At 70.8% G+C, this 14,271-nt stretch carries 13 protein-coding genes; 9 read left to right on the forward strand and 4 right to left on the reverse strand.

The genetic code is table 11. The features are described 5' to 3' along the window. Window positions 1–144 precede the first annotated feature (144 nt). The 7 genes from rsgA to ACQP10_RS18080 all read left to right on the forward strand — a co-directional run bounded on the left by rsgA (window position 145) and on the right by ACQP10_RS18080 (window position 9,171). Entirely contained in the window at window positions 145–1,227 is a 1,083-nt protein-coding gene (gene rsgA, locus ACQP10_RS18050; RefSeq protein ID WP_346021569.1) for a ribosome small subunit-dependent GTPase A, read from the forward strand. Continuing rightward, window positions 1,224–1,736 (forward strand): GNAT family N-acetyltransferase, encoded by a 513-nt coding sequence (locus ACQP10_RS18055; RefSeq protein WP_433541767.1) that lies wholly within the window; start codon window positions 1,224–1,226, stop codon window positions 1,734–1,736. The genes rsgA and ACQP10_RS18055 overlap by 4 nt, the downstream gene beginning before the upstream one ends. A gap of 320 nt (window positions 1,737–2,056) precedes the next feature. Next, window positions 2,057–3,109 carry an NAD(P)-dependent alcohol dehydrogenase gene (locus ACQP10_RS18060; protein ID WP_433541768.1) on the forward strand — a complete coding sequence of 351 codons (1,053 nt, stop codon included), beginning with the start codon at window positions 2,057–2,059 and terminating at the stop codon, window positions 3,107–3,109. Window positions 3,110–3,211: 102 nt separating this feature from the next. Beyond that, window positions 3,212–5,041, forward strand: coding sequence for a glycoside hydrolase family 15 protein (locus ACQP10_RS18065; RefSeq protein ID WP_433541769.1), 1,830 nt, complete (start codon window positions 3,212–3,214; stop codon window positions 5,039–5,041). Continuing rightward, window positions 5,038–6,408 carry a glucose-6-phosphate dehydrogenase gene (locus tag ACQP10_RS18070; protein ID WP_346021565.1) on the forward strand — a complete coding sequence of 457 codons (1,371 nt, stop codon included), beginning with the start codon at window positions 5,038–5,040 and terminating at the stop codon, window positions 6,406–6,408. The genes ACQP10_RS18065 and ACQP10_RS18070 overlap by 4 nt, the downstream gene beginning before the upstream one ends. Then, window positions 6,408–8,177, forward strand: coding sequence for an IlvD/Edd family dehydratase (locus tag ACQP10_RS18075; RefSeq protein ID WP_433541770.1), 1,770 nt, complete (start codon window positions 6,408–6,410; stop codon window positions 8,175–8,177). Before ACQP10_RS18070 ends, ACQP10_RS18075 begins: the two co-directional genes overlap by 1 nt. After that, entirely contained in the window at window positions 8,164–9,171 is a 1,008-nt protein-coding gene (locus ACQP10_RS18080; protein ID WP_433541771.1) for a C-terminal binding protein, read from the forward strand. Before ACQP10_RS18075 ends, ACQP10_RS18080 begins: the two co-directional genes overlap by 14 nt. Before the next feature lie 57 nt (window positions 9,172–9,228). On the opposite strand, the gene ACQP10_RS18085 is transcribed toward ACQP10_RS18080, so the two are convergent. The 3 genes from ACQP10_RS18085 to ACQP10_RS18095 are packed head-to-tail and all read right to left on the reverse strand — an operon-like array spanning window position 9,229 to window position 11,581. Beyond that, complete coding sequence (locus ACQP10_RS18085; RefSeq protein WP_433541772.1) at window positions 9,229–10,056, reverse strand: SGNH/GDSL hydrolase family protein; 828 nt, start codon at window positions 10,054–10,056, stop codon at window positions 9,229–9,231. After that, window positions 10,053–10,796, reverse strand: coding sequence for a hypothetical protein (locus ACQP10_RS18090; protein WP_433541773.1), 744 nt, complete (start codon window positions 10,794–10,796; stop codon window positions 10,053–10,055). Before ACQP10_RS18090 ends, ACQP10_RS18085 begins: the two co-directional genes overlap by 4 nt. Next, a complete protein-coding gene (locus tag ACQP10_RS18095) occupies window positions 10,796–11,581 on the reverse strand; it encodes an SDR family NAD(P)-dependent oxidoreductase (protein ID WP_346021560.1) in 786 nt (261 codons plus the stop codon). The genes ACQP10_RS18090 and ACQP10_RS18095 overlap by 1 nt, the downstream gene beginning before the upstream one ends. Window positions 11,582–11,649: 68 nt before the next feature. Between ACQP10_RS18095 and ACQP10_RS18100 the strand changes: the two genes are divergently transcribed. Both ACQP10_RS18100 and ACQP10_RS18105 read left to right on the forward strand, forming a co-directional pair. After that, window positions 11,650–12,144, forward strand: coding sequence for a MarR family winged helix-turn-helix transcriptional regulator (locus ACQP10_RS18100; protein WP_346021559.1), 495 nt, complete (start codon window positions 11,650–11,652; stop codon window positions 12,142–12,144). Between the two features lie 304 nt (window positions 12,145–12,448). After that, window positions 12,449–13,702, forward strand: a complete 1,254-nt coding sequence (locus ACQP10_RS18105; protein ID WP_346021558.1) for a cation:proton antiporter domain-containing protein — start codon at window positions 12,449–12,451, stop codon at window positions 13,700–13,702. Here the strand turns inward: ACQP10_RS18105 and ACQP10_RS18110 are convergent. Continuing rightward, the gene (locus ACQP10_RS18110; RefSeq protein ID WP_346021557.1) at window positions 13,683–14,009 is read right to left on the reverse strand and encodes a hypothetical protein; all 327 of its coding nucleotides are present in this window, start codon (window positions 14,007–14,009) and stop codon (window positions 13,683–13,685) included. The two genes, ACQP10_RS18105 and ACQP10_RS18110, sit on opposite strands and share 20 nt — an antisense overlap. Between the last annotated feature and the right edge of the window lie 262 nt (window positions 14,010–14,271).

Genomic DNA, 14,271 nt, shown 5'->3' on the forward strand with positions numbered 1-14,271 from the left:
CGCTGCCGTGTGCAGCGCCCGGACATTCCTCACGTCCCGGGCCCCGGTCTGACCCACTTCTCACCCTCGCCGTGAGCCGTCCGGCTTACGAGGCAGGGTGGTGCCTGCGTCTCGTCGGGGCCCCTTCCCGCAAGGTGTCTCACGTTGCAAAATCTCTTCACGGATCCATCCGACGCCGGCCTGACCCGGTACGGATGGACGGAAACACTCGACAACGCCTTCGCCGAACACCGCGAGGCCGGCCTGGTGCCGGCCCGGATCGCACGGGTGGATCGCGGCCTGTGTGACGCGGTCACCGAGTCCGGCCCGGTGCGGGCCGCCCTCACGGCGCTGTACTCCCCCGACCCGCTCCTGGCGCCCTGCACCGGTGACTGGGCCGCACTGCGCCCGGGCCGCGAACCGGGACTGGTGGCCCTGCTGCCGCGTCACAGCGCGATCGTGCGCTCATCGGCGTCACGCACCTCCCACGCGCAGGTGCTGGCCGCCAACGTCGACACCGTCGTCGTCGCCGTCTCACTGACCACTCCGCTGGACGCGGCCCGGCTGGAGCGACTGCTGGCCCTGGCGTGGGACAGCGGCGCCAGACCGCTGATCGTCTTGACCAAGGCGGATCTGGCCGCCGACGCCGCCGCCGTGCACGCCGAAACGAGCACGCTGGCACCGGGCGTGGACATCCTGATCACCAGCGCGGCCACCGGTCAGAACATCGATGTGCTGACCGCGCTGCTGAACGGCACGACGGTCCTGCTCGGATCCTCCGGCGCGGGCAAGTCCAGACTCGGCAACGCACTGCTCGGCGACGAGCTTCTGGCCACCGGCGAGGTACGGGCACAGGACGGCAAGGGCCGCCACACCACCGTCCGCCGCGAGTTGGTCCCCCTTCCCGGTGGCGGTGTCCTCATCGACACGCCCGGCCTGCGCGGGATCAGCCTCTATGACGCCGCCGACGGCCTGGAACAGGTCTTCGCCGAGATCGAACGCCTCGCCCGGGACTGCCGCTTCGGCGACTGCTCCCACGACACCGAACCGGGTTGCGCGGTTCAGGCCGCCATCGGGGCGGGCGAGCTGACAGAGCGCCGTCTGAGCAGCTACCGCAAGCTGCAACGCGAGAACGAGTGGGCGGCCTCGCGCACCGATGACCGGCTGCGCGGCGAGCGCGCCAACCGGCAGAAGGCCATCACCAGCCACCTCCGCGCCACCTACAAATTCAGGGACCGCCAATCATGACCACCTCCTGGACCACCCGCTCCGAGACCGCCGCCGACCTCGCCCGGATCCGCGAGGTCAATCTGGCCGCCTTCCCCACCGCGCACGAGGCCGACCTGGTCGAGGCCCTGCGCGACGACCCCGAGGCGTGGATCCCCGGCCTGTCCTGGGTGGCCGAGGCGCCCGACGGCTCCATCGCCGGATTCGCGCTGCTCACCCGCTGCCACATCGACGGCGCCCCCGCCCTCACGCTCGGCCCGTGCGCCGTCAGTCCGGAGCACCAGAGGCGGGGTGCCGGGTCCGCCGCCATCCGCGCCGCCCTGGCGGCCGCCCGTGAGCGGGGCGAGAACCTGGTGCTCGTGCTCGGGCACGCCGAGTACTACCCGCGGTTCGGCTTCGCCCCGGCCTCCGGGCACTCCATCCGGCCGCCGTTCGAGGTCGAGGACAGGTACATGATGGCGCTCGTCTTCGATCCCACGCGGCCCGTGCCGGCCGGCACCATCCGCTACCCCGCGGCGTTCGGCGTCTGACCCCTTCCGGATGCCCCCGTCCGGATGGCCTGCCCATGATCGCGGGCAGGCCATCCGGCCCGGGCCGGCCTCGTCGAACAGGCGGCTGACGAGCACGCCGAACCGGCCCTTCACCCAGGCCGCCGTGGCCGCTGCCGCCACCTGTTCCGGGCGGGGGCCGACATCGCCGGGTCGCCCGTCCGCGAGTTCGCAGGGTGATCCCGCGGCGGTCCACCGGGAAAGGGCCCAGGTTAAACGCCGAGATCGACAGGGTAAATCTGGCCATGTTTGGGGCGTTCTCGGCGACGCCGGAAACGGGGGGACATTCGGGAGGGGGGACGATGCGAGCGTTCGTGATGAAGGAGATCGGACGGGTCGGCTTGATGGACAAGCCGATCCCGCGGCCAGGTCCGCTGGACGCCGTTGTGCGAACGACCACCGCCCTGATCTGCACATCGGACTCCCACACCGTCAATGGCGGCATCGGGCCGCGGGAGAACCTGACGCTCGGCCACGAGGGCGTCGGCGTGGTGCACGAGGTGGGCGGCGAGGTGACGGTCTTCCGGCCGGGCGACCGGGTCCTGGTGGGCGCCATCACCCCCGACTGGGGTGATCTCGCCTCCCAGAACGGTCATCCGTCACAGTCCGGCGGACCGCTCGGGGGGTTCAAGTTCGCCAATTCCAAGGACGGGGTCTTCGCCGAGTACTTCCACGTGAACGAGGCCGACGCCAACCTGGCGAAGATCCCCGACGGCATCCCCGACGAGATGGCGGTCTACTGCGCCGACATGCTCTCGACCGGGTTCATGGGCGCGGAGAACGGCAACATCCCCATCGGCGGGACGGTGGCCGTGCTCGCCCAGGGGCCGGTGGGCCTCATGGCCACCGCGGGCGCCAGGCTGCGCGGCGCCGGCCTGGTCATCGGGGTCGAATCGGTGCCCGGCCGGCAGAAGCTCGCCCGCGACTACGGCGCCGACGAGATCGTCGACTTCACCACCGAGGACGTCGTCGAGCGCATCCTCGACCTGACCCAGGGGCAGGGCGTGGACACCGCCATCGAAGCCCTCGGTGCGGACATCACCTTCCAGACCGCCATAAAGATCACTAAACCCGGCGGAACGGTGTCAAACATCGGCTATTACGGAGAAGGCGAGTTCGTGCGCATTCCCCGCATCGAGTGGGGCGTCGGGATGGCCGACAAGACGATCACGACCGGCCTGTGCCCGGGTGGCCGGCTGCGCATGGAACGGCTGCTGCGCGTCCTGGAGGGCAAGCGGCTCGATCCCACGCACATGACCACTCACACGTTCCGCTTCGACGAGATGGAGCGCGCCTTCGAGGTCTCGGACAAGAAGCTCGACGACATGGTGAAAGTGCTGATCACCTTCTCGTGAAGAAGCTGATCATCATTCGGTAACGGACAGCGGCGACGTCCGCCTGCCAGGAGCACTCCCCCTCTCCGACGGTGCACGTCGGCATGGAGGAGAAGGCCAGGCATGCTCGATCTCGATCCGCCCTTCCGCCCGGTGCGTCACCGGGAGGGCTATCTGGCGCTGGAGGACCTGGGCCTCATCGGCGACGGCGCGACGGCGGCGCTGGTCGGCCTCGACGGTTCGATCCCGTGGCTGTGCCTGCCCCGCTTCGACAGCGACCCGCTGCTGTGCGGCCTGCTGGATCATGAGCGCGGCGGCCACTTCACGTTGACCGTGGACGACCTGCGCGAGGCCCGGCAGTTCTACGAGCCGGACACCGCGGTGCTGGTGACCGAGTTGCGCGGCCCGACCGGCCTGGTCCGGATCACCGACGCGCTGGCCCTGCGCACCGGCGCCGACCTCAGCGACGACGCGGGCAGCGGCCGGGGCGAGCTGGTCCGGTCCGCGGTCGTCCGGGCCGGGACCGTACGGCTGCGGACGGAGTTGGAGCCGCGCGGCGGCGGGCAGGCGCGGGCCCTTTACAACGGCCTGGAGGTGCGCGTCTCCCGGCGGCCCGCCCTGCGGCTGCACCTGCGCTCCAACCGCCCGCTGGCCGACCTGCGCACCACGCACGACCTTCAGGAGGGTGACCGCCTCGACCTGGTGCTGTCCTGGGGCCGCATCCACCGCCACCACCGGTTCGACCCCGAGGCGATGCTGCGCCAGACCGCCGAGGCCTGGCGACGCTGGATGCGCAAGTGCAGCTACCACGGTCCGCAGGAAGCGCTGGTCCGACGCTCGGTGATCACGCTGAAGCTGTGCGACGACTGGGGCAACGGCTCACTGGTCGCGGCGCCCACCTCCTCCTTGCCCGCGCCGATCGGCGGGGTGCGCAACTGGGACTACCGCTACACCTGGATCCGCGACGCCGCCTACGCCGTGTTCGCGCTGCGCCGCGTCGGCTTCGAGGAGGAGGCCGACGCCTTCCTCGGCTGGGTCCTCGACGCCTTCGAGCAGAGCCGCAATCTACGCATCATGTACACCCTTGACGGCCGCCCCGTACCGGAAGAGATCCACGACGCCGACCTGGAGGGCTACCGGCGCTCAGCCCCGGTGCGGTGGGGCAACGGCGCCGCCGACCAGCGCCAGCACGACGCCTACGGCGAGGTGCTGGACTGCGCCGACCAGTGGCTGCTGCCCGGCCGCGAGCTTCAGCCCGCGCTGTGGTCCGGCCTGACGAAGCTGGCCGAGGCCGCCGCGCACACGTGGCGGCAGCCGGATCAAGGCATCTGGGAGGTCCGCAGCGAAGGCCGGGTCTTCACCTACTCGACCGGGATGTGCCAGGTGGCCCTGGACCGGGCTGCGGCCATCGGCGAGCGACGCGGCCTGTCCGGGCCGATCGCCACCTGGCGCGCCATCGCCGAGAAGCTGCGCCGGCTCATCCTGGACGAGGCCTGGAACGAGGAGGCGCAGTACTTGAGCGAGCACCTCGACGGCCACGGCGGTCTGGACGCCAGCCTGCTCGCACTGCCGCTACGCAAGGTCGTACCGGCCGGCCATCCGCGCATGAGGGCCACCACCGCGGCCATCGCCGAACGCCTGTCGGCCGGTGACGGCCTGCTCTACCGCTACCTGCACGAGCACTCGCCCGACGGCCTGCCCGGCGACGAGGGCGCCTTCGTGCTGTGCAGCTTCTGGCTGGTCGACAACCTGATCCTGCAGGGCCACCGCGACCGCGCCGAAGAGCTGTACGCCTCGCTGTGCGCCCGCGCCAACCCGGTCGGGCTGATGCCCGAGCAGATCGACCCGTCCACGGGCGCGTTCATGGGCAACTTCCCGCAGGCGTTCAGCCACATCGGAATCATCGCCAGCGGCGTCAACCTGGCACGAGCGGAAGCAGGCACCACGGCATGATCGACCGGCTCCTCATCCTCGGTGCCACCGGCGACCTCAACGCCCGCTACCTACTGCCGGCCCTGGCCGCCCTGCGCACGGCAGGGCACCTCGGCGACCGGTTCGAACTCACATACGCCGACCGGCAGGACTGGACCGGCGAGGAGTTCCGCCGCTGGGCGTCCGCACAGCTCGACCTGCACGCCCCGGCGGAGCCCGGCGAGACCAGGAAGGCGATCGCCGGCTCCGCCCGATACCGGCAGGCGGACGCCACCGACGCCGCCGACATCGCCTCGCTCGTCGCCGGTGACGGGCCCGTCGCCGTCTACCTCGCCCTTCCGCCGGCGATCTTCCCCGGCACGGTCACCGCCCTGGGCGCCGCGAACCTGCCGCCGGGCAGCCGGATCGTGCTGGAGAAACCGTTCGGCGAGGACCTCGACAGCGCGGTGGAGCTGAACCGGCTGCTGGCGGGGGTCGTGCCCGAGCAGGCGGTGTTCCGCGTCGACCACTTCCTGGCCATGACGACCGTTCAGAACGTGCTCGGCAGCCGGCTGGCCAACCGGGTCCTGGAGCCCATCTGGAACGGCGCGCACATCGCCGAGGTGGAGATCGTCTGGGACGAGGTCCTCACCCTGGAGGGCAGGGCGAGCTACTACGACGGCGCCGGGGCGCTCAAGGACATGGTGCAGAACCACCTGCTGCAGGTGCTGTGCCTGGTGGCCATGGAACCGCCGCTCAGCCTCGGCGAGCGCGACCTGCGCGACCGGAAGATCGACGTGCTGCGCTCGGTACGCCTTCTGACGGACGACGACGTCGTACGCCGCACCCGCCGTGGCCGCTATCTGGCCGGCCGCATCGGAGATCGTGACGTTCCCGCCTACGCCGAGGAGGAGGGCGTGGACCCGCGGCGCCGTACCGAGACCTTCGCCGAGGTGGAGCTGGAACTCGAAAGCTGGCGCTGGTCCGGCACGACCTTCCGGCTCCGTACCGGCAAGGCGCTCGGCCATGACCGCAAAGAGGTCGCGGTACGCTTCCGGCCCGTACCGTACCTGCCCTTCGGCTTCGACCAGGAAGCCGCGCCCAACGTGCTGCGCTTCGGGCTGGAGCCGGAGAGCATGACCCTGACGCTGACCGGCATCGGCGCCGATGCCCACAACCTCGCCCCGCTCACCCTCGCCGCGCAGCCGGCCCTCCCCGAGCTGCCCGCCTACGGTCGGCTGCTGCTGGACGTGCTGCACGGGAACGCCGCCCTGTCCATCCGCGGCGACGAGGCCGAAGAGGCCTGGCGGGTCCTCGCACCGGTCATGTCGGCCTGGTCCAGGGACCTGGTGCCGCTTGGTGAATACCCGGCCGGATCGGACGGGCCCGCCTCGGTGAGGAGCAGCTGATGCCGTCGACGAAGCACGCCACGGGTGGCCTGCGCAGCCAGGCATGGTGGGACAACGCGGGCAATCCGGAAATGACAGCTCTGTATCTCGAACGCTTCCTCAACTTCGGGCTGACCCCGGCCGAACTCCAGTCCGGCCGGCCGATCATCGGCATCGCCCAGACGGGCAGCGACCTCGTTCCCTGCAACCGCCACCACCTCGCCCTGGCCGACCGGGTCAGGGACGGGATCCGCGACGGCGGTGGCATACCGCTCGAGTTCCCCGTCCATCCGCTGCAGGAGACCGGTAAACGCCCGACCGCCGCGCTGGATCGCAACCTCGCCTACCTCGGGCTGGTCGAGGTGCTCTACGGATATCCCCTCGACGGAGTCGTTCTGACGACAGGCTGTGACAAGACCACGCCCGCGTGCCTGGCCGCGGCGGCCACGGTGAACATCCCGGCGATCGTCCTGTCCGGAGGGCCGATGCTCAACGGCTATCACCACGGCCGGCGGATGGCCGCATCGGGCTCGGGGCTGGTGATCTGGCAGTCCAAGCGGCTGCTCGCCACCGGGGAGATCGACTACGACGAATTCATGGCGCGCGTGGCAGCTTCCGCGCCCAGCATCGGTCACTGCAACACGATGGGCACCGCGCTGTCGATGAACAGCCTGGCCGAGACCCTGGGCATGTCCCTGCCAGGCTGCGCGGCGATCCCGGCCCCCTACCGCCGGCGAGCGCAGATGGCCTACGACACAGGCCGCCGAGCGGTGGATCTCGTACGCGAGGACCTCACCCCGCGCAAGATCATGACCTTGCGGGCCTTCGAGAACGCGATCGTGGTCGCCTCGGCCATCGCCGCCTCCACCAACGTGCCCATCCACATCAACGCCATCGCGCGACACGTCGGGGTGCCACTGTCCATCCAGGACTGGCAACGCGTCGGAGCCGACATCCCGGTGCTGACGAACGTCGCCCCCGCCGGTGAGTTCCTCGGTGAGGACTTCTACCGCGCCGGCGGGGTGCCCGCCGTCATGCGGTCGTTGCTGACCGCAGGGTGCCTGCACGGCGACGCCATGACCGTCTCCGGCCGTACGGTGGCCGAGAACCTGGCCGACACCCCGCCCGGCGACCCGGCGGTCATCCGTCCCTTCGACGAGCCTCTTGCCGCGCGCGGCGGACTCCTCATCATGACGGGCAACCTGTTCGACTCCGCGGTCATGAAGACCTCGGTCCTCACCGACGGCCTCCGCGCGGTGTCCGACTATCGCGCCATCGTCTTCGACGGGCCCGAGGACTACCACGCCCGCATCCAGGATCCCGAACTGGGCATGGACGAGAGCTGCATCCTCGTCATCCGCTACACCGGGCCGATCGGCTATCCGGGATCGGCCGAGGTCGTGAACATGGAACTCCCCGCCGCGCTGCTCCGGCGGGGCGTCGCCACGTTGCCCACGCTCGGTGACGGCCGCCAGAGCGGCACCTCGGACGCACCGTCCATCCTCAACGCCAGCCCCGAGGCCGCGGCCGGCGGCAATCTCGCCATCCTGCGCACCGGCGACCGGATCCGGATCGACCTGGACAACGCGCGCGTCGACGTCCTGCTGTCGGATGAGGAGATCGCCGAGCGGTGGGCCCACCACACACCGCCGGTACTGGACAACCAGACACCGTGGCAGGAGATCTACCGCTCCACGGTCGGGCAGCTGGACAGCGGAGGCTGTTTGGAGCTCGCCCTGGCCTACCAGGATCTCGTACACACCAAGGGGATTCCCCGTGACTCGCACTGACGCCAGAGGCACGATCATGATCGCCGATTTCGACTTCGGCGATGTGGACATCGAACGTGCGATCGTCGAGGGCGCCGGATTCGAGCTCCTCGCCGCACAGTGCAAGAGCGAGGACGAGGTGATCGAGAAGGGCCGGGACGTCGATGGCGTGCTGACCCAGTACGCCCGGGTCGGGCGCCGCGCCATCGACGCGTTCACCCGTTGCCGGGTGATCGCCCGCTACGGCACGGGCGTGGACATCGTCGACGTCGACGCCGCGACCCGGCGGGGCATCCAGGTCACGAACGCGCCGAACGACTGGTGCGCCGAGGAGGTCGCCGACCACGCCGTCGCGCTCTGGCTCGCCGCCGCCCGCAAGATCTGCGCATACGACCAGGCGACCCGCCAGGGCGTATGGCGGTGGCAGAGCGGGGAGCCGATCTGGCGGCTGCGGGGACGGGTGTTCGGGCTGCTGTCCTTCGGCTTCATCGCACAGCTCATCGCCGAACGCGCCAGAGCGTTCGGCGTCGAGCTCTGGGCGCACGACCCGTTTCTCGACGAGTCCGAGATCCGATCACGTCAGGTGCGGCCGGTGTCCTTCGACCGACTCGTGGAAGGCGCCGACTACCTCGTGATCCAGGCGCCGCTCACCCCCGGGACACACCACGCCTTCGACCGTGCGACGCTCCGCAGGATGAAGCCGACCGCCATCCTCATCAACACCGGTCGCGGCCCGATCGTGGAGGACGCGGCGCTTCACCAGGCGCTCAGCGAAGGGTGGATCGCCGGTGCGGCACTGGACGACCTCGAGGAGGAGCCCGCGAAACAGCGCGACTGGCGCCCCCGCAACCCCCTGTTCACGCTGCCCAACGTGATCGTCACCCCTCATGCCGCCTACTACTCCGAGCAGGCCGTCGCAACAGTGCGGCACTTCGCCGCAGAAGAGGCCGTACGGGTCCTGACCGGGCGAAGCGCCCGTAGCCCGGTCAACGACGTGACGACCGGCTCCTCCTGAGGAATCCAGGCAGGAGCTCGCTGGTCATGCCGCCGGTGGCGCCGAGGACGAGCGGCTTCATGGCGCGTCGGCGAGGGCGTCGACCAGAGCGGCGGCGAGCGCCCGCTGACCGGTGAGAGAAAGGTGCAGCCCGTCCTCGGTATGGAACGGCTCCGCCGTCCGCCCGGCGATGACGGGCCGCGTGTCGACGGTGACGTCCGGCAGCCGGGTCACGATGTGGCCGACGGCGTCGATGTCGTGATTGGCCCATGTGATCCCCAGGTGCTGGAACGGCGGGTAGGCCGCGACCCGCGCCTCGTCCACCGTGGGAGGCGTCAGCCACACCCGGCGCGCCGCCGTGCGCCGCGCCGTGAGCTCGCGTAGCGCGCGCAGGTTGCGTTCGGTCTCGGCGAGGCTGACCAGGGTGGGCCCGTCGGCCGGCTCTTCGGCGGATCGGAGACGCTGGACGTCGTTGGCGCCCAGCATGCACAGCACCCAGTCGGGGCGTTGCAGGCAGAGGCCGGGCAGCGCGGCCAGGGCCTGGGTGGTGGTCTGCCCGGAGACCGCCGTGTTGATGAGGGTGATGGCGTCGGCCGGGCGCCGCAGGTCGAGGAGGTGGCGCAGGATTTCGAACCAGGACAGCAGGTCGCCGGTGGTGCTCTCGCCGATGGCCATGACGCGCTGGCCCGGCTTGAAGGGAAGGCGGTCCACCTTCGCCGCGAATCCCGGGTCGGTGAGCAGGTCCGTCGCGGCGTCGCGCGCCTGCGCGCCGTACGCTTGGCGCGTCCGGCGGTAGACGTCGACGTCGAGTCCGAACAGGTTGGCGATACGGTCGTCGCCGAGCCTGCCGAGGTAGCCAAGGACCTTCTGCGGGTGCTGGAAACGGATGAGTCGTTCGGAGTTCATGCGGCTTGCTCTTCTTCTCGATCTTCTGATGTCGTCACCCGGTCGCGGCTGGAACCGGTCTTTCGAGTACGGGTGCGGGGCAGCAGGAAACCCGCGGCGATGAGCCAGGCCAGGGCCGTGAAACGGGCCACGGGCAGCAGGAAGGCCGCCTCGGTGACGAGCAGGGTCAGGGTGGAGATCTCCGCGACGGCGGCGATCACCAGACCGGCGAACGCGAGCGGCCGGGGCAGCAGCCCTGCCAGCAGCCCCGGTACGGCGACGCCCGCCACCAGCAGCCCGAGGAACACCACGTGTGCGACGCCTCCGGTGGCGAACGCGAGATCGTGCAGCACGCGGACCAGAGCGGGTTCGGTGAGCGCCGCCGGCCGGGACAGCGCCCACTCCAGCAGCGCGGACAGGGCGAGCAGGCCGGCGGCCAGCAGGCCCCCGGCCAGGGCGATGGTGGCGCCCGGGGCGCGGATCCCCAGGTCGCGAAGCCGCACGGACACGGTGGCGGCGTAGATCGCCATCGGCACGGAGGCGGCGAAGTGCAGCAACGCGCTCACCCGTACGGCGTCGTGGTGCCCGGAGAAGAACGCGAGGATCTCCTGCGGGGAGCCGAACGGAGACGGGAAGACGGCGCCGCCCGCCAGCGCCGTACTGACGGCGATTCCCCCGGCGAACAGAACCGTGAACACCACGGCGAGAACGCCCGGCGGCGGCCCGCCCTGCCTCTGGGGCCGGGTGTGCTGCGCGCTCATCACACGCTCACCCGCCCGCCGGTCAGGTCGAGCGTCGCCCCGCTCACCCAGGACGACGCGTCCGAGGCGAGATACAGCACGGCCTGGGCGACGTCGTCGGGCCGGCCGATGCGGCCCAGCGGGTAGGCGGCGGCCAGTTCGTCCCGTTGCTCCGCGGACATGAAGCGCCGCATGCGATCGTTGAGCACCGCCGAGGGGGCGATGCAGTTGACCCGGACGCCATGCCGGCCGACCTCGCCGGCCAGGTGCCGGGTGAACATCACCACGCCGGCCTTCGCGGCCGCGTACGCCGCGTTCGAGCCGCCCGGCCGGCGTCCCGCGGCGGACGACATGGTGATGATCGACCCCGCGCCCTTGCTGATCATGCCGGGCAGGAACGCGGCCGCCGTCAGGTAGACCGAGGTCAGGTCGGAGGCGATGATCGCACGCCACCGATCGGCACCCAGTTCGACCGTCGGCGCGGGGGCGCCCTGGCCTCCGGCGAACGCCGCGAGGATGTCCACCGGCCCCAGCTCGCGCTCGACGATGTCATGTATCCGCCGTACGTCCGCCTCGTCGGTGACGTCGCCCGGCGCCGCCACCGCCGTGCCCCCGGCTGCCGCGATGCCGCCGACCACGGCGTCGATCGCCGCCTGGTCCCGGCCGTTCACCGCGACCTTGACCCCGTTCTCCGCCAGGGTGGCGCAGGTCTGCGCCCCGATTCCCCTGGAGCCGCCCGTGACCAGCGCGACCTTGCCCGCCAGGTCCGGATGACACGGTCGTGCTCCGCCAAGCTCTGCGACCATCTCAAGTCCCTTCTCTATGGTGAATCATTCATAGCACAGAACTGTTCAGTCGGTACTAATATCACCCCATGAGCACACCGCCACCGGCCGGCGCCACCGGGGAACCGGCTGCGCGATCCGCGCCGAAGAGAACAGCGTTCCTGCTCGCCCAGGTGGGCGCGCACGCCGCGGCACGGTTCGCCGAGCGGATCAGCGAGCTGGAGGTGGTGCCCGCCGACGTCGGCCTCCTGCGCATGATCGCCACTCGCCCCGGACGCAGTCAGCAGTCCCTGGCCGAAGAACTGGGCGTCGTGCCGAGCCGGGTGGTGGCGCTGATCGACAACCTGGAGCGCAAAGGGCTCGTCGAACGACGGCGGAACCCGCAGGACCGCCGCAACTACGCCCTGCACCTCACGGAGCAGGGCGCCCATGTCATGACACAGATGCGCCGGCTCGGCAAAGCACATGAGGACGACATCTGCGCCGCGCTGGACCACGCCCAGCGCGCCCAGCTGACCGAGCTGCTGGAGGCCATCGCCGCCCAGCAGCAGCTCACACCCGGCGTCCACCCCGGCTACCGGTAACGGCGCCCCGGCCCCCTTCTCTCCCCATCCTCCACCCCGCGTGCGGGACGTCCTCGCGCCCGCCTCGTGCGGAACACGGACGACCCTCTACCGCGGTGCGATGCGCCCGGCGCAGGCTGGTGACACGACGCTCCCCTTCCGCCGTGCCCGCCCGGGAGCGCCACGCCTACCCAGGGAGAGAAGACATGCCCCCTCACCTGTTCGCCTCCGGGCCGACGGCCGCAGGCCGCCCCGGCGGTACGGCCGGCCGTACCGCCCCCGCGAGCGGGCCGTGCCCCGGACCGGACGCCACCGGAGCCCTCCGGTGAGCCCCGAGCAGGTCGCGGCCCTCCTGCTCGGCGTCGCCGTGATCATCATCGCGACCCGGCTGGCCGGCACGCTGGTCGCACGTCTCGGCCAGCCGCCCGTGATCGGCGAGATCCTCGCCGGGATCCTGCTGGGACCCACCCTGTTCCACGGGGCGGTGACCGACGCCCTGTTCCCGGCCGACATCCGCTCCCACCTCGGAGTCCTGGCCAACATCGGGGTCATGGTGTTCATGTTCCTGGTGGGACTGGAACTGGACCACGCCCTGCTGCGGGGCACCGGCCGGCTGGCGGTCAGCGTGTCGCTCAGCTCCATCCTGCTGCCGCTGGTTCTCGGCGCGTTGCTGGGGCTGTACCTCCTGGAAAGCCACCCCAACCCCCACCGCCTGGGGTTCGCGCTGTTCGTGGGGGCGGCGATGGCGGTCACCGCCTTCCCCGTGCTGGCGCGCATCCTCACCGACCGCGGCATGCACCGCACCGCCACCGGCGGGCTCGCCCTCACCTGCGCCGCCGTCGACGACGTGCTCGCCTGGTCGCTGCTGGCCGTGGTGGTGGCGGTCACCGGCGCGGACACCGGCCAGTGGCACGCCGTCCTCGTCCTGCCCTACGTGGCGCTGATGTTCTGGGTGGTCCGGCCGCTGTTGCGCCGCCTGGCAGCCGCCCACCGCCGGACCGGGCACCTCAGCCCCGGCATGCTCGCCGCCGTCCTGGCCGGCCTGATGCTGTCGGGCTGCGTCACCGAGTGGATCGGGCTGCACTTCATCTTCGGCGCCTTCCTGTTCGGCGTCGTCATGCCGCGCGAGGGCGCCGACCGGCTCCGCGAGGAGATCTCCGAACGCGTCGGACAGGTCAGCACGGTGCTGTTGCTGCCGATCTTCTTCGTGGTGAGCGGCCTCAAGGTCGATCTTTCCACCGTCGGGATGCCGGGCCTGGCCGAGCTGGCGCTGATCCTGCTGGTCGCCGTCGGCGGGAAGTTCGCCGGCGCCTTCACCGCGGCCCGGCTGAACGGCCTGCCCCCGCAGCAGTCGGCCACGCTGGCGACGCTGATGAACACCCGTGGCCTCACCGAGCTGGTCATCCTCAGCGCGGGCCTGCAACTGGGCCTGCTCGACACCGGGCTGTACTCGCTGATGGTCGTGATGGCCCTGGTCACCACCGCGATGGCCGGTCCCCTGCTTCAGCTGCTCCGCCCGGGGCGGACGCCCGTGGCGGCGGGCGTCCGCGAAGCGGAACTCAGGAGCAGTTCCACCTGATGCCCTGATAGTTCAGCCCGTTGCCCCACTTGTACGACCGCCAGCGGTTCGGGCCGACGATGAAGCAGGGACTGTCGGGCCCGACCCGCCGGACGGAGAAGGAGACGGTGGAGGTGCAGTTGTTGGTGACCTTCACGGTCTGGGTGACGTAGCCGGACGAGTGGCTGACGCGCACGCAGTTCGCGGCGCGCGCCTGGGCGGACGTGGGCGCGGCGGCGCTGGCACCGGCCTGGCCTGCGGCGACGACGGCCAGCAGCGCCGCCGCGGACAGGGTCAGTGCGCCGTTGCGGATCCTCCGGTGAGCCATTCGCGATCCTTTCTCGGGAATCCACGGAAGAGATTCTCCCTTCCGCTCCACGGCCTTTTAGATGGCCGTCCGGCTCCCGGCGTTCGGCGTTTCACCGATTTTTTTCGGCCCACCCCCATTCGATTTCCTGAATCCCCAAATTTTGTGCTTTAAAATAAATAACCAGAAATTTCATTAAAAGATGGCAGGGTACGGCGAATCAGCCCGGAGTACGGCCGGGGCCCACGCGGCGCCTGGCCGATGATCGCGGACGGCCGTAGAT

It is taken from the genome of Streptosporangium sandarakinum (assembly GCF_050942225.1).
Classification (GTDB): domain Bacteria; phylum Actinomycetota; class Actinomycetes; order Streptosporangiales; family Streptosporangiaceae; genus Streptosporangium; species Streptosporangium nondiastaticum.

Excerpts from the sequence above, each read along its gene's own strand:
- ACQP10_RS18065 (WP_433541769.1), top strand. The coding sequence starts at position 3,212 with ATGCTCGATCTCGATCCGCCCTTCCGCCCGGTGCGTCACCGGGAGGGC.
- ACQP10_RS18075 (WP_433541770.1), top strand. The coding sequence starts at position 6,408 with ATGCCGTCGACGAAGCACGCCACGGGTGGCCTGCGCAGCCAGGCATGG.
- ACQP10_RS18095 (WP_346021560.1), bottom strand. The coding sequence starts at position 11,581 with ATGGTCGCAGAGCTTGGCGGAGCACGACCGTGTCATCCGGACCTGGCG.
- ACQP10_RS18110 (WP_346021557.1), bottom strand. The coding sequence starts at position 14,009 with ATGGCTCACCGGAGGATCCGCAACGGCGCACTGACCCTGTCCGCGGCG.
- ACQP10_RS18060 (WP_433541768.1), top strand. The coding sequence starts at position 2,057 with ATGCGAGCGTTCGTGATGAAGGAGATCGGACGGGTCGGCTTGATGGAC.
- ACQP10_RS18100 (WP_346021559.1), top strand. The coding sequence starts at position 11,650 with ATGAGCACACCGCCACCGGCCGGCGCCACCGGGGAACCGGCTGCGCGA.
- ACQP10_RS18055 (WP_433541767.1), top strand. The coding sequence starts at position 1,224 with ATGACCACCTCCTGGACCACCCGCTCCGAGACCGCCGCCGACCTCGCC.
- ACQP10_RS18085 (WP_433541772.1), bottom strand. The coding sequence starts at position 10,056 with ATGAACTCCGAACGACTCATCCGTTTCCAGCACCCGCAGAAGGTCCTT.
- ACQP10_RS18070 (WP_346021565.1), top strand. The coding sequence starts at position 5,038 with ATGATCGACCGGCTCCTCATCCTCGGTGCCACCGGCGACCTCAACGCC.
- ACQP10_RS18090 (WP_433541773.1), bottom strand. The coding sequence starts at position 10,796 with ATGAGCGCGCAGCACACCCGGCCCCAGAGGCAGGGCGGGCCGCCGCCG.